The 14,801-nt window shown below is 44.6% G+C and carries 11 protein-coding genes; 9 read left to right on the top strand and 2 right to left on the bottom strand.

Features of this window, described 5'->3' with window-relative positions; genetic code table 11:
• Positions 1-41 precede the first annotated feature (41 nt).
• Positions 42-515, top strand: coding sequence for a hypothetical protein (locus ACE5CV_RS04765; protein ID WP_374949021.1), 474 nt, complete (start codon positions 42-44; stop codon positions 513-515).
• 61 nt (positions 516-576) lie between these two features.
• Here the strand turns inward: ACE5CV_RS04765 and ACE5CV_RS04760 are convergent, their stop codons facing one another.
• Positions 577-1,329, bottom strand: a complete 753-nt coding sequence (locus tag ACE5CV_RS04760) for a metalloregulator ArsR/SmtB family transcription factor (RefSeq protein ID WP_374949020.1) — start codon at positions 1,327-1,329, stop codon at positions 577-579.
• A gap of 154 nt (positions 1,330-1,483) precedes the next feature.
• Here ACE5CV_RS04760 and ACE5CV_RS04755 point away from each other — a divergent pair, with 154 nt between their 5' ends.
• From ACE5CV_RS04755 to ACE5CV_RS04745, 3 genes are all read left to right on the top strand, one after another.
• Complete coding sequence (locus ACE5CV_RS04755) at positions 1,484-2,809, top strand: sensor histidine kinase (protein ID WP_374949019.1); 1,326 nt, start codon at positions 1,484-1,486, stop codon at positions 2,807-2,809.
• 79 nt (positions 2,810-2,888) lie between these two features.
• Complete coding sequence (locus tag ACE5CV_RS04750) at positions 2,889-3,269, top strand: response regulator (protein WP_374949018.1); 381 nt, start codon at positions 2,889-2,891, stop codon at positions 3,267-3,269.
• Positions 3,269-4,312 (top strand): adenylate/guanylate cyclase domain-containing protein, encoded by a 1,044-nt coding sequence (locus tag ACE5CV_RS04745; protein WP_374949017.1) that lies wholly within the window; start codon positions 3,269-3,271, stop codon positions 4,310-4,312. Before ACE5CV_RS04750 ends, ACE5CV_RS04745 begins: the two co-directional genes overlap by 1 nt.
• A 222-nt stretch (positions 4,313-4,534) precedes the next feature.
• On the opposite strand, the gene ACE5CV_RS04740 is transcribed toward ACE5CV_RS04745, so the two are convergent.
• Positions 4,535-5,410 carry a YitT family protein gene (locus ACE5CV_RS04740; RefSeq protein WP_374949016.1) on the bottom strand — a complete coding sequence of 292 codons (876 nt, stop codon included), beginning with the start codon at positions 5,408-5,410 and terminating at the stop codon, positions 4,535-4,537.
• Between the two features lie 195 nt (positions 5,411-5,605).
• On the opposite strand from ACE5CV_RS04740, the gene ACE5CV_RS04735 reads away from it, so the two are divergent.
• The 5 genes from ACE5CV_RS04735 (at position 5,606) to ACE5CV_RS04715 (ending at position 14,757) form a co-directional block, all read left to right on the top strand.
• Positions 5,606-6,631: an LLM class flavin-dependent oxidoreductase gene (locus ACE5CV_RS04735; RefSeq protein WP_374949015.1), complete on the top strand. Its 1,026-nt coding sequence runs from the start codon at positions 5,606-5,608 to the stop codon at positions 6,629-6,631.
• A gap of 125 nt (positions 6,632-6,756) precedes the next feature.
• Complete coding sequence (locus tag ACE5CV_RS04730) at positions 6,757-8,115, top strand: serine/threonine protein kinase (RefSeq protein ID WP_374949014.1); 1,359 nt, start codon at positions 6,757-6,759, stop codon at positions 8,113-8,115.
• Positions 8,116-8,192: 77 nt separating this feature from the next.
• Entirely contained in the window at positions 8,193-9,143 is a 951-nt protein-coding gene (locus tag ACE5CV_RS04725) for a hypothetical protein (RefSeq protein WP_374949013.1), read from the top strand.
• A 90-nt stretch (positions 9,144-9,233) separates the two neighbouring features.
• The gene (locus ACE5CV_RS04720; RefSeq protein ID WP_374949012.1) at positions 9,234-10,706 is read left to right on the top strand and encodes a PP2C family protein-serine/threonine phosphatase; all 1,473 of its coding nucleotides are present in this window, start codon (positions 9,234-9,236) and stop codon (positions 10,704-10,706) included.
• Positions 10,693-14,757 (top strand): FtsW/RodA/SpoVE family cell cycle protein, encoded by a 4,065-nt coding sequence (locus tag ACE5CV_RS04715; protein WP_374949011.1) that lies wholly within the window; start codon positions 10,693-10,695, stop codon positions 14,755-14,757. Before ACE5CV_RS04720 ends, ACE5CV_RS04715 begins: the two co-directional genes overlap by 14 nt.
• The last annotated feature ends 44 nt before the right edge of the window (positions 14,758-14,801 follow it).

Genomic DNA, 14,801 nt, shown 5'->3' with positions numbered 1-14,801 from the left:
TTTATAAGTTAATTATTATAAACCATTATATAAATAATACTATGAAAAAGATAAGTTTAATGATGGCCATGGCCGCAACCTGTGCATTAGGTTATGCAACAGCAAAAACAACAAATACAACGGATAAAGCAATATTAACAGATGGTGCAGTAACCGTACAACAAGATACTGTGCCTAAAAGACGCAGTACTACGCCGGGCCGTACAACAAACCCGCGCACAACAACGCCGCGTAATACTAATCCATCGGCTTACCCAACAACACCAACTAATCCAAATTCGCCGGTAGATCCTACAAATCCAAATTCGCCGCGTACCATGCCGACTACGCCAACGTCACCAACTATGCCTACGGTGCCAACTTCACCTACGAGCCCAACAAATCCGTCGGTGCCTACAATGCCAAGCAGCCCAACACCATCAACTGTGCCGCAAACATCACCAACACCAATGACGCCAACTTCACCAACAGCGCCGTCGGTACCGGTAACACCAACACGTGTACCTAACAAATAATAATAAAATACCACTATAAACAAAGCCGGGACAAAATCCCGGCTTTGTTGTTTATTTTCTTTTAAGCCTCTACAAACGCCTTCAGGCTTGTGCCCAATATATGATTCCAGCCTTTGGTAAAGCTTGCGACAGCAAAATTCGGGTCGTCTTTCGGGAAACTGTCCAACCCGGTGTGGGTTATACGGACCAGCGTTTTGTCATCACTTTCCGGGAAAAGTTCAAACGTTACTTCAGATTGGCCGGGGAAAGCGTCGTACTGCCAGGTGTAGCTTAGTTTCTTTTCAGGTTCAACGGCCGTAATTCGGCACTTATGCAGGTACTGCTTTTCTTTAGTGCCGCCCTTAAATTTAAATTCAAAACCTACGCGGGCTTCAAAATGCTCTAATTGAAAATACCAGTTTTTCATCTGGTCGTTATCTGTTAAGGCTTGCCAGATACGGCCTGCCGACGCGTTGAGCGTTCGCTCCACAATTAGCGGTTGTGCTTCCATAATTATTTTTGTTTTAGTTTGTTCGTTCTCCAAAAAATTTTCTAGGGCATCAAGTTTGCCTGTCCAAAATGCACGGTACTGATCTGCCCAGGAGGCTACCTCCTTTAGTCTTTTCAAATCAGCATGGCAGTAGCGTTCACGGCCTTGCTGTTTGATTATAACTAATCCGCATTCGGTCAGTATTTTAATGTGTTTAGATATTGCGGGCCTGCTTATCGTAAAGTTATCTGCAACCGCATTTAAATTAAGTTGGCTGTTGGCCAGCAAATTGATAATGTCTCGGCGGGTAGGGTCTGCTATCGCCTGGAATACGTCTCGTCTCATAATGTGTTACCGTTCGGTTACAAATATATAAGTAACCATTTGGTTACGCAAACATTTGTAAAAGTATTTTATGAGGCTAATTACCGGCGGTACACGCACAGTTCGCTATAAATAATTACCTTAGTTTAGTAGTTATCAAATCCTATTCTCACGAATGCATGTTTTTATTTTCCTCGCGATATTTTTACTGATCACACGGGTAAGAAAATCACTTAAATTTTCACCGGTTTACGACAAATGGAACCGTACGCTGCAGTTAGCCACCTTTGGTGTGATAGCAATTTGGTTTGTCTGTGTCAACTATCTCGATGACGAGATCTGTAATATTCTTGGCGGTTTACTGCTGCTGGGGGTCATGTCTTACATGCGCAAGGAGCCCGATTTTAAATCCTTTGGCGTATTAGTCTTTGCGCATTATCCGCTGGCCTTTATGGCTATCCTTAACGGATGTGTGGAACTGATTGTCCCTAAATTTTATAACCAATACGATAATTTTTTCGAGTGTGCCGAGTTAGCCGCATTTGGATGGATCTTTGCCCGTTTTGCCACGTCAAAAAAACAACGCGAAGAAATTCAGCGCATTAATGAGCGTAAATCTGAACTGGAGGCCATGGTTTCTGAACGTACAGCTGAGCTTACCCGCCAGAAAGATGAATTGCAAGGCGCCCTGAAAGAGCTGCAGGCTACCCAGGCGCAATTGATACAGCAAGAAAAACTTGCCTCACTGGGCGAACTTACTGCCGGGATTGCGCATGAAATACAAAACCCGTTAAATTTTGTCAACAATTTTTCTGAAGTAAGCATGGAACTGATTGGCGAAATGGAAGAAGAACTGGCCAAAGGCGATACGGAAGAGGTAGTAGCAATAGCGAACGATATAAAAAGTAACCTGGAGAAGATCCGCCATCATGGCCAGCGTGCCGATGGTATTGTAAAAGGCATGCTTCAGCACAGCCGCGCCAGCAGCAATATTAAAGAGCCCGCAAATATTAATACCATTGCCGACGAGTATTTCCGTTTAGCGTACCACGGCTTACGCGCCAAGGATAAATCCTTTAATGCTGAATTGGTTGCCAATCTTGATCCTAACCTGCCGCTTATTAACATCGTGTCGCAGGATGTTGGGCGGGTATTATTAAACATGTTTACCAATGCTTTTTATGCGGTACATGATAAAAAGAAAACCGCCGGCCCGGATTTTAGACCAAAGGTTGAAGTGAGTACCCGTACTATTCATACCGTAACCAATGGGCCTAAAGGCATCGAAATAAGAGTAAAGGACAATGGCAGCGGTATCCCTGACGCAATTAAGGATAAAATAATGCAGCCATTTTTTACCACAAAGCCTGCCGGCGAAGGCACAGGACTTGGCTTATCGCTCAGCTACGACATTATTGTAAAAGCGCACAAGGGTAAAATAGACATAGAGAGCAAAGTTGGTGAGGGAACGGAATTTATCATCAACCTGCCTTTAACCTAATAGTTGGTATGCCGGCAATGGCAGGTAACTTTCAACATACTACCCTGCATAAATTGAAATAGCTATCTTTAAGCGCCATATGAAAATATTAGTAGTAGACGACGAAGCAGACGTTCAACCCCTTTTTTTACAGCGGTTTCGTAAGGAGATCAAAAGCCATGAGGTTGAGTTTAATTTTGCGCAATCGGGCGAAGAGGCTTTGGAATACCTGCAGGAAAAACACTCTGAAGTAGTGCTGATCCTTTCAGATATCAATATGCCAGGGATGAGTGGTATTGAGTTGCTTGGGCATATTCGCCATGATTACAATATGCCGCCCCAGCCGGTAGTGATGATGATAACCGCTTATGGTGACGACGAAAATTACCGGCAGGCAATGGACAAAGGTGCCGACGACTTTTTAACCAAACCGCTGGATTTTAATTTATTAAAAGAAAAACTAAAAACACTTAGCGAATAATGGCCAAGATATTGGTAGTGGATGATGAGGCGGATCTGGAGATTTTGGTAAAACAAAAGTTCCGTAAAAAGATCAGGGAGAATATATACGAGTTTATTTTTGCACAGAACGGTGAAGAAGCTTTACAAAAGGTAAAAGAGCACCCCGATCTGGATATTATCTTGTCGGACATCAATATGCCCGTTATGGACGGCCTTACGCTGTTAAGCCGCCTGCCCGAAGCTAATGCCATGCTTAAAGCAGTTGTGGTATCTGCCTATGGCGATATGCAGAACATCCGTACTGCCATGAACCGTGGTGCTTTCGATTTTGTATGCAAGCCGGTAGATTTTGACGACCTTGACCTTACCATGGAAAAAACCATTAACCATGTCAAAGAGATGCAGGCCACGCTCCGCGCGATAAAAGAGAACAACATCCTTAAGATGTATGTGGACGAGAATGTGCTCAAGTTCATGTCGCACAAGGAGTTTGAAAGCAGCCTGATGAAAAATGAGGCTATCCAGGCAACCGTGATGTTTGTCGACGTCTGCGGCTTTACCTCTATTACCGAGCACATCCCGGCAAACACTGTAGTAAATTTACTAAACGGATTATTTGATAAGATAGTTAAAGAAATTATTGCCCAGGGCGGCCACGTTGACAAGTTTATGGGCGACGCCGTAATGGCCGTTTTTAGGGGCGATTATCATCTGGACAGGGCTATCGACACCGCACTCGCATTAAAGTTACAATTGGCCGATGAGGAAGAATTTTCGGTAGGCGAGAAGAACTTTAAGCCGCAAATTTCCATCGGGATTAATTCCGGAGATATGGTATCAGGTAACATAGGTTCCTCGTCCTTACGCCGGTTAGATTATACCGTTATAGGCGATGTGGTTAACCTTGCCCAGCGCCTGCAGTCTGTTGCGGTTGCCGGACAGATCGTGATCACTGAAGATGTATATGAGAAGGTTAAGGAATCATTTAAATGCCGCCCCAATGGCGAATTCATCCTCAAAAATAAAATTAAGCCGGTAAACACTTACGAAGTGGTGGAGTAATTAAATTTCAATTTCTGACCTTGATTTCCGTCTGAACACACTTCGTTAAGCAAATAGTTAGTTAATTGCAAACGGCACTTTTTTTGCCAAAATCATGTTAACCCACGTTTTTTGTAAGTACCTGATTTTTAAAATGTTAACACTTTAAAAGCGAAAAAGTGTAAACCTTTGTTAACCTTTATTCACTTTTTTTGAAGGCTGGGTTGCCAATATTTATGCTTTTTAGTGCCTTGCCCTGCGTTTAAGTACACCACCGGCTGCCTCCTTAATAATGCTGGTAAAAATGAAAGCTTTTGGATCAATGTCGTGTACCATATTGCGCAGTCGCCTAAGTTCTAAACGGGTAACAACCGTAAAAACAATATCCACCGGATGGCTTACATCAAAGCTTTCTTTCAGGAAACCGCGCTCACCTTTATAAACCGTAATACCACGGCCAAGCTGTTTCACCAGCATTTCTTTTATCAGTACGTTTTGTGCGGATATAATGGTAACCCCGGTATATTCTTCCAGCCCCTCTATCACAAAATTGATGGTGCGTGATGCGGTATAATAGGTGATGATAGAATAGAGCGATGTTGGCAGGCCTACCTTCATGGCCGCTATCAGGAAGATAACGATGTTGATGCCCAGGATGATCTCGCTGATGGTAAAGCTGATGCGTTTACCGGTGTATAATGCCAACACCTCTATACCATCCAGGGCGCAGCCGCCGCGAATGGCCAGGCCTATACCTGTACCCATAAACACACCGCCAAAGATGGACACCAATAGCTTATCTGATGTGATTTTTTCGGGATAGGGGATATATAAAAGACATAGCGCCACCCCAACAATTGCCAGGAATGTTTTCACCGCAAACGTTTTGTTAACCTGGAAAGCCCCCATGATAATAAAAGGGATATTGGCTATAATAATAACATAGGCGATGTTAACGTGGTAAAGCTCATGTATCAGCAGGGATATACCCGTAACGCCCCCGTCAAAAAACGCATTTGGTACTAAAAAACTTTTCAACGCAAACCCGCAAAATAATATGCCGATGATGGTATAAACGGTATCAGTAAGGGAAATCTTTATAGCGTTGCTGTTACTCATTTGTGCCGGATAGATAGTATTTGAATAGCGTTAACTTATTCGATGCGCTAAGATATTAATTTGATGTAATAATAGCGCCAGTTTGTGAGCCTAAAGTCATTTATACCCCTTGCCGGTATTTGGGCTTGTTATTTAGCATTAAATTTGAATGTTAACAGAAACCGCCTTGCGGTTAAGCCTTTTAACAATACTAAAATGAGCACAGAACGATCACTTGATATAAAATATTCCGTTTTAGACCTAGCTACCGTAACACTAGGCAGCGACCCTGCCGGGAGTTTCAAAAAGAGCATGGATGTGGCCCAACAAGCTGAAAAGCTGGGGTATACCCGCTATTGGTTTGCAGAACATCATAGCATGATAAGCGTTGCAAGTTCGGCGCCGCCCATCTTGATTGGTTACATAGCTGGTGGCACTAAAACCATACGGGTAGGTTCGGGTGGTGTAATGCTGCCTAATCATTCGCCGCTGATTGTTGCCGAGCAATTTGGTACGTTGGCGTCCCTGTATCCGGGCAGGATAGACCTTGGCCTTGGCCGGGCGCCAGGTACCGACCAAACAACAGCCTATGCCATCCGTGGTGAAAACTTTAATGCCGCACATAATTTCCCCCGGGATATTGTAAAACTGCAAAACTTCTTTTCGGCCGATAATGCTACCGCCAAAGTGCGTGCTATCCCCGGCGAAGGGCTGGATGTGCCGATATGGGTTTTAGGCTCAAGTACAGATAGTGCTAAGGTAGCTGCTGCAATGGGCCTGCCATACGCATTTGCCAGCCATTTTGCACCTACCTATTTCATGGAGGCTATCAATATTTACAGGGACAATTTCCAGCCTTCCGAGTACCTGCAAAGCCCGTATGTAATGGCCTGCGTTAACGTGGTTGCGGCAGATACCGATTCTGAAGCTGAGCGTTTGGCGACATCTTTAAAGCAATTGTTTATGGGTATAGTTACCGGCAAACGCCAGTTACTGCCACCACCCGTTAGCAGCATGGATAGCATATGGAATGTGTTTGAAGAAGAGGCGGTTATGCAAATGCTTGCGTATGCCTTTATTGGCAGCCCGGATACGATCAAATCAGGTATGAATTCGTTTTTAGAACAAACCGGTGTAGACGAGGTGATGGCTACATCGCACATATTTGAACATTCATCAAGGTTGTACTCTTACAAGCTGTTTGCCGAAGTAATGAAAACAATGTCGAGAGTGGCGGTGTAAGCGATCAAATTGTTCACTTCAACTCAATTTGAGTTGATTACATTTCTTTACAACAATTGCGCGTATTAAATGTAATTTAGTCTGTAAATTCTGTGTACAATCAACCGCAGCGAAACAGACTATTAATGAGCAAAGTATTTACTATAACAGAAGGCTTGGAAAACCTGGGTGCGCTTCGCACCGGCGGGCAGGGTTCTGTATATAAAGGCAGGCGTATGGGGCCAATCCTCACCGCAATAAAACTACTGCCAACCCCCATCCATACCGAAAGCGAGGAAGATAAGAACTTCCGCAGCTTTCGTAACGAGGTGACTAAACTGCAAAAGGTTAACGAGGAACCCAACCCCAATGTGGTAAAGATCCTGAGCTGGGGTATTACTGATAGCGGGTCTTTCCCTTTTATTGAGATGGAGTATATAGAAGGCCCGGACCTGGGCGAACTATTGCAACCCCCGCATGACAAGATCTTCAGCCTGAAAGAAGTTATCCGTGTTGCCGATCAATTAGCCGGGGCACTTGCCCATTGCCACAAGGTAGGTGTTAAGCATGGCGATATTAAAAGCAATAACGTAAAGTACAACATTCACACCGGCAATTATGTATTGTTGGATTTCGGCCTGGCGATCATGACCGAAGAACAGCGCCGTACCAGCATCCGCCACGCAGGGGCTATAGAGTTTATGGCGCCTGAGCAGCACGAAGGTAAAATGCTGCCACAAACAGATATTTATAGCTACGGTGTTATCCTTTATGAGTTGTTGACAGGGCAGGTGCCTTTTCCGTTGGTAGGAGGAGGCGATGCCGGCCGTAATTCGGTGATGCTTGCGCACATTGAATCGGAAGTGCCTGATCTGTTGCGCGCCCGTAAACTTGCCATTCCCGAGACGTGGGATGCAACTAAAATTAAGCAGGAAATGCAGGTGCCTCAATGGCTGCTGCAGGTAATAGCTAAATGCCTGCAAAAAAATCCGGAAAACAGGTACGCCAGTGGTAAGGAGCTGGATGCTGCAATAATTACAGGTAGTTTATCGGCAGCGGATGGTAACAGCCAGCAAGCCGGATTGAATGCCATAGCACTTCAAAGCGAAAACGAAAGATTAAAGACAGAACTGCTACAGTACCAAAATGCTGAACAGGTAAATACCCAGTCTGTAGAGGATGATTCGCGGGTATCGTTATCTAAGCCGTTTTACTATACAGTGATGACGTTGCTTGTGCTTTTTATGGGAATGGCCGTTTATTCTACCTTTTACAAACGGCAGGCAAATCCTGTCACTTCCGGCGTTGATAGCCTGCAAAATAACAGGGATACATCCGCAGTTCCGCCAAATTATGGTTCGGCAGCGGGACTGGAAAATAGTACCACTGAAGCAGATACAGTAAAGCCTAAAAAAGATACCGTTAAAGTGGTGAAAAAACCGGTTACCGTGCCGGATAGTACAGAAAATCTGGCTCCCGATACTACCGTTCGGCCCGATCAATAGTTTTTACGGCGGCGCCAAACATCTGCAAATTTTTTATGTTCATTAACACGTATTACCTTTATCTTTTCAGCAATTAAATGGCATCTACTCCCAACTTTTGGCAGCGTATAGGCATACAGGATTGGTTTTTGACCAACGAAACCAGCGAAAAGGCCAAGGCTAAAGCCCTCACTCCGGATACGGTTTATAGTTACATTATCGAGAAATTTCAGGAGTCTATCACCGAGCTTTCATTTGCCGACCGCGTTGTTTTTTACCATGAGTTTATTATCAGCTTTAATGCGGACGACTACAAAGAGTTTGTTGCTAATAAGCAAGGTATCTTCGGACTGATTGTTCAGGAAACAGTTGAAAAATTTTATGAGATTCTTAAAGAACACCGCACAGCAGGAAAAACAGTGAAGCCATCCGGCTCTAAGTGGGTGTTTAGATTGGTATCCCATCCCGATTATGCACGAGGCGATAAAGGGTTCATTGGCAAATTGCTGCCGGATAATAATAACAAAAAAGAAGAGAACCTGCGGGTTACTTTTATACCCCGCCAAACCGGTATAGCCCAAACGTTTGACGTTGACCAGGATATACTTAAAGGTTTTACTTACTATAGCGAGGGCTATTTTGAAATTCCTTACCACGAAGAACTGGAAACAGAGGCGCAAATAGAAAAGAAGCCGGGTAATAACACCATAGCCCGGTTAGAGACCATTATTCCAGATCAGCAATTTGCAGGTAAGAAAGTTGAGTATCTGATGAAGGAAAACGATCTCATCGTGTCCGGAAGTGACGAAACGCGCGAAGACTCCAATATATTCACCATACCGTCTGAATGGGTTAACGCCCCGCATCTGCAAATAAAATATAATGAAACCGACGGTAAGTTTTACCTGGCATCATTTGGAGAGATCACCACACTAAACGAAATCACAGTCGAGCGAAGCGATATTAATGCACCTAAGTGGATTAAGCTACCGGTAAATTCGCGTATGCTGCTTAACGGGATCATTGGTTTAAATCTTTTCAAAGCATAATGTCACAATTATTATCTATCGGCTTGTTAGCAATTGGCGTATGCCTGCTGGTGACCCATTTTATCGATATCAAACAATCAGGAAAACGCAATGGCTGAAAACTATTTTGGAATAACTGATACCGGCCGTGTCCGGGATAATAATGAAGATACCTTTATTGCTGAAACATTAGGCAATAGCATCGTACTGGCATCTGTAATTGACGGGGTAGGCGGTTATAATGGCGGAGAAGTAGCTTCGGCAATTGCCAAAGATGTAATTACCAGGCATATGAGTAAGGTTGATGGCGATTATATCCCCGCTATGATCGATGCTTTAAAGCAGGCTAGTGCCGCCATCTTTAACAAAAAGCAAACTGAGGTAGGCTTAGAAAGTATGGCCTGTGTAGTTACAGTGGCCATTGCGGATGTTGCGAACAACATATTTTACTATGCGCATGTGGGCGATACCCGGTTATACCTGCTTCGTGACGAATCATTAGTAAAAATCTCTAAAGACCATTCATTTGTAGGTTTCCTGGAAGACTCAGGCCGGTTGACGGAAACCGCTGCCATGAACCATCCAAAACGTAACGAGATCAATAAAGCACTGGGTTTTACCACGCAAATAGATACCGACGAGAGTTTTATAGAAACAGGGTCTTCGCCATTCCTGCCCGGCGATATGCTTTTACTTTGCAGCGATGGGTTGACGGATCTGGTAGATAAAGCCGGCATGTCGGCCATTCTTACGCAGGATACGTCGCTAACAGATAAGGCTACGCAGTTGATTACTGCTGCAAATAGCAATGGGGGTAAAGACAACGTTACAGTAGTGTTGGTGCAAAACAACAAGGTCGCCCAAAGGCCGGAGGCTGTAAAACCTGCAGCCGTTTTAAAAAAAAACGCTGATGAACCTTACCTCGCAGTAAAACCCGACAATGGGAATGTATCATCCAAGACCAATCAAACTGTAACTGCCAATCCGGCGACTGCAAAAAAAAATTACGGTTTAACTATTTTACTGGCTGTTTTATGTCTGGCCCTTGCTGCAAGCAGTATATGGCTTTACCTGCAATGGCAAAAAGGAATACAGCCTGTAGCTAATGTAACTATTAAAGGAGCGACTAAAGATGCACCTCTCCGTAACCGGGACGAGATTAAGCTGCAAAACATGCTGAACAATTTAAAAAAAGATACGCTTAACCTGTCGGATACGGCGTTTAAACAGGTTATTATTATTAGCGATACTTTGCACGTTTTAAAGGATACACTTTACATAAGGGGCAAAGGTAACATTGTTTTAAAACGCGATACTGCCTATCATGGCCCTGCCTTGGATATTGCTGCTCAATGCAAGGTTATTGTGCTGGATAATATTAAGTTTGAAGATTTTGATGTTGCAGTGTCCCTCTTTAACACCGGCTTGTTTTTACGTGGTACCCAGTTCTCTAATTGTCGTGTATCTGTCCAGAAGCAGTATTTGCTATCAAATAAAAAGTTTATTACTGCCGACATGCCCGGTGCAAAATTAAAAGAAGATACATCTGCCAAAGTTATACTAAAGCCTAATGGAACCCGATAAACCCCAAACTGTAAGCCGGTTAAAGGAACGGTTGTTCTTGCTGTTGATAGCCGCTCTGTTTTTGTTTTTGTTCTTCCGTTTATTTACGGTACTGCAAACGCGTTTTGCCGATGTAGATAAGCGGCTGAAGGACGGAACGATCGTTAATTTAAATGCCAAAGATCCGGCTGAGAAAACCAGGGAAATGCTCATTAAAGGCTACTATCTGGAAGATAAACGTGACATCGACCTAATCACCAAAACCATTGCTGATAATATCGGCACCGGCCAAAAAATTGACAACGTAGGCGAGTTAAATAAGCGTAAGTATTACCTAATTGCTGATGATGCCTTTGTTAATGGCGGCGAGTCCTTTAAAAATAGGATAGCAGCTTCACGGTCGCTTTTAGGTTACACAGGAGATGATTCGCTCCGTTTTGTTGAAGAGCGCAAAAATCCCCCAACCCTGCCGGCCGTTACCGACCTGGCAATGGGCAACTACAGTATCAGCGGCAGTATTTTAAGTAAAAAGCAACCTGTGCCGGGTGTATTGATCCGTTTGGATATGATATTGCCGCAAGACAGCATTTACAACGACGAAGAAGTACAGGATGTAAAGCTTTTGACAGAACCCGGTAATGGCATTAAAAAGGTTTTCTTGCCAGATAGCGCAGGAAAGCGCCATTTGCAGGAGCTAACCGCTTATGCCCGTACAGATCCACAGGGTAACTATAGCTTTAAAAACCTGCCTGCCGGTAAGGCCTATAAAGTATTGCCTTTGCAACCTGGTTATCAATTTGGAACATCCCAGGGTGTGGAGGGGTTAAGTGAAGATGTAAGTTTTACCTTTAACCAATCGCCGCATACCATCAAATTGTTTTCAACCCGCGACTTCAACATCCTAAAGAAGGAAAAATCATTTATTATCCGCACCCCCGCAGAATTTAATCAATGGTTCTGGATTATAGCGGGAAGTTTTGTAGGCATGTTTTTGTTAGTGCACATTATCCTCTCCTGGAAGTTTAGCACTGCCGATCAATTGATTTTACCCGTAGTAATGCTGCTTGCCGGGATGTCATTCCTGACCTTGCTCAGTTTACAGGACCCACTGCGCGATCGTTTCTTTGCAAAGGATTCCCTGATGTACCTGGGCATTGGTTTGGTTGCCATGATCGTGATCTTACAGTTTAACCTGCGTCGTTTTACACCCGATTCGCTGATCTACAGGATGCTGGTTTTTAAAGAAAACCGCAAAGCGGCTAACGGATGGCCCTGGGCTGTATTAGCCGCAACTTTACTGGCACTTACTATAAGGTTTGGTACAGGCCCCGAGGGTAGTGGTGTTAAAGTAAACCTTTTTGGTTTCCAGCCCAGCGAGATCGTAAAATACCTGGTCATTTTATTTCTTGCCGGATTTTTTGCAGCTAATGAAAAGCTGATTAGCGAATATACCAGCTGGACAAAACGCTGGTCGTTTTTTTCCTTCGCGCTGATCGCAATACTGGTTACGCTAATGCTATTTTTATTACTGGGAGATTTGGGCCCGGCAATGGTAGTTTGTTTCACTTTCATTGCGCTGTTCTCTTTCTCCCGCGGCGATTTTATGTTTATGGCAGGGGCTGTGGTATTGTATGTTATCGTATCATGGGTGGTTAAAAATGTTTGGATATCGGCGCTGATAACCGGCGCTGTGGTAGCCTTGTTAATGTTGTTTAAACGCCGTTCGCTAAGCGAATCAGCCATAATGGTTTTAGTGATCATGGCAGCGTTTTTAACCATCGACCAGATCCCTTATTTAGGAAAGATGTTTCCCGGCCCGGTGCAAAGATTGGTAGACCGCAAAGCCATCTGGCAGGATGCCTGGAACAATGAAGTATATGGTGGTGACCAGGTAGCTAACGGGCTTTGGGCTATGAGCAGCGGAGGCGTATCAGGCCAGGGTGTAGGGGAAGGATTTGCCAAAACCATTCCAGAGGCACATACCGACATGATCCTTCCATCTATGGGCGAGGAATTCGGTTGGACCGGTATCGCCTGCATTTTTATATTATTTCTATTATATCTGCACAGGTCCATTATCATTGGCCGCCGAACGGGAACACCATTCCTGTTTTATCTCTGCGCGGGCATTGGTATCTCCACGTTTGTACAGTTTCTTTTGATAGCGGGCGGTTCCACCGGTGCTTTGCCGCTAAGCGGGGTATCGTTACCATTTCAAAGCTATGGCGGCTCGTCGTTAGTGGCAAATTTGCTGGCGTCCGGATTTTTACTTTCAGCATCGCTTGTAAGGGGCACACCGGTGCAAATGGCTTATGTATCTAAACAACAGGACAGGAACCTGGTGCCAGCTTTGATCGCCGCTTGTATGGGCATTTTGCTGATGGCTGTAAACGTTTCCAGATATTCGTTCGATAATAAAAAATGGGTGGTACAACCCGCATTAGTTGCCGATAAAAGCGGCGCCCGCATGTTCAGTTACAATCCCCGAATAGCGATCTTGATGAACCGCCTGCAAGCCGGTAACTTATATGACCGTGAAGGTGTGTTGCTGGCCACCAGCAAACCTGAGTTAGTACGTAAACAACGCGCTAAACTGGCAATGGCCGGCGCACAGGGGTACAATATTGATTCGGCTATGCATAAGCGCCTCGACAGGTATTATCCGTTTGAAGAGCAGATGTTTTTTTGGACTGGCGACGCGAACACAGGGGTATTTAATGGCAGCAGCAACGGCTACTTTGCCGAATATGAGCACGCCGCCGAACTACGCGGGTTTAAACTACCCACCAGCAACTTTAACGTTACGGCTAACCGCTATCGTGAAAACCGTTTCCTTGCCCGTGGTGTAAAGGAAATGACGGTTGTTAAAAAAGATTTTAGCGCTTTATCACCGTTGTTAATTGCAGGTATCAACAGCCGCGAGGTAGAAGCATTTAAAAACCGCAACCGTGATGTTAAGTTAACTATGGATGCCGGCCTGCAAACCAGCATCCAAAACTCTATAGCGGCAGATACCGCTTTGCTTGATAACCGTGTTTCAGTTGTGATCATGGAATCCGGAACGGGCGATGTACTAACCTCGGCGGTGTATCCTTTACCACCTGTACGCAACTGGGAAAAGCTCACCATGAGCTATGCCGAGCAAAATCAATTGGCAGGCTGGCTTACAACAAGCGACCTGGGCTTTACCTTGGCAACACAGCCGGGTTCTACCGCTAAGCTGGTAACATCATTGGCATCATTCAATAAGTTGGGCCTGGCAGCCGCAGATAAAAAATTTAATGTCGCATCGTGGGAGCGCATCCGTACCAAAGGCTTTGAGCCCGATGAAACAGGTTTGATAACGCTTGAGCGAGCGGTAGCGAAATCAAATAACGTGTACTTTATTAAACTGGCCAACCAAGAGCATCTGCAGGAGGATATGGCCACGTTATATTTAAAAACCGGGATGTTTTTGCATGGGGTTGGCGGTTATTATTATGGCCGCGACAAAGAGAACGCAACCCAGGAAGAAAAATGGCGCGAATTGTGGCGCAAAACTGAATTTAATACTAAACCGCGTTACGATCCTAACAATATTCGCAGAACAAGGGCAAAAGGTATATCAGGTATGTCATGGGGACAGGGCGAGTTGATCGCTACCCCGGCTGCAGTAGCAAGGCTGGCATCGGGCATTGCCAATAACGGCACCATGCTCAATAACCGTTACGTACTAAAGGTGAGTGATTCGGCAGTTGCAGTAAAGTCCGGCATACCAATAGCTAACGATCCTAAATATGCGCATTTAATGCGCGGGTATATGATAGAGCAAAGTGCACCTAAGGCGTCTACTTTGGGGCTGGCGGTTGCAGGTAAAACCGGTACACCGGAGCGGATCTGGAAAAAGCAGCAGATAAATGATGGCTGGTACGTGTTTTTTGCGCCTAAAGCTAACGGGCCGGGCAATATGGTGGTTTGTATCCGTGTCGAATCTACAAAAGGTTCATCAGATGCGGTCAAACTTGCCGGTCAGCACGTTATTCCTTATTTGCTTAAAAAAGGTTATATTAAAGGTATAACAGCAAACAACTAAATAATAGCAGGGTTATGAAATATATCACTGTCATCGGTTAATTT

It is taken from the genome of Mucilaginibacter sp. (assembly GCF_964263795.1).
Classification (GTDB): Bacteria; Bacteroidota; Bacteroidia; order Sphingobacteriales; family Sphingobacteriaceae; genus Mucilaginibacter.
This window is presented reverse-complemented; position numbering and strand designations above follow the sequence as displayed.

Excerpts from the sequence above, each read along its gene's own strand:
- ACE5CV_RS04765 (WP_374949021.1), top strand. The coding sequence starts at position 42 with ATGAAAAAGATAAGTTTAATGATGGCCATGGCCGCAACCTGTGCATTA.
- ACE5CV_RS04760 (WP_374949020.1), bottom strand. The coding sequence starts at position 1,329 with ATGAGACGAGACGTATTCCAGGCGATAGCAGACCCTACCCGCCGAGAC.
- ACE5CV_RS04755 (WP_374949019.1), top strand. The coding sequence starts at position 1,484 with ATGCATGTTTTTATTTTCCTCGCGATATTTTTACTGATCACACGGGTA.
- ACE5CV_RS04750 (WP_374949018.1), top strand. The coding sequence starts at position 2,889 with ATGAAAATATTAGTAGTAGACGACGAAGCAGACGTTCAACCCCTTTTT.
- ACE5CV_RS04745 (WP_374949017.1), top strand. The coding sequence starts at position 3,269 with ATGGCCAAGATATTGGTAGTGGATGATGAGGCGGATCTGGAGATTTTG.
- ACE5CV_RS04740 (WP_374949016.1), bottom strand. The coding sequence starts at position 5,410 with ATGAGTAACAGCAACGCTATAAAGATTTCCCTTACTGATACCGTTTAT.
- ACE5CV_RS04735 (WP_374949015.1), top strand. The coding sequence starts at position 5,606 with ATGAGCACAGAACGATCACTTGATATAAAATATTCCGTTTTAGACCTA.
- ACE5CV_RS04730 (WP_374949014.1), top strand. The coding sequence starts at position 6,757 with ATGAGCAAAGTATTTACTATAACAGAAGGCTTGGAAAACCTGGGTGCG.
- ACE5CV_RS04725 (WP_374949013.1), top strand. The coding sequence starts at position 8,193 with ATGGCATCTACTCCCAACTTTTGGCAGCGTATAGGCATACAGGATTGG.
- ACE5CV_RS04720 (WP_374949012.1), top strand. The coding sequence starts at position 9,234 with ATGGCTGAAAACTATTTTGGAATAACTGATACCGGCCGTGTCCGGGAT.
- ACE5CV_RS04715 (WP_374949011.1), top strand. The coding sequence starts at position 10,693 with ATGGAACCCGATAAACCCCAAACTGTAAGCCGGTTAAAGGAACGGTTG.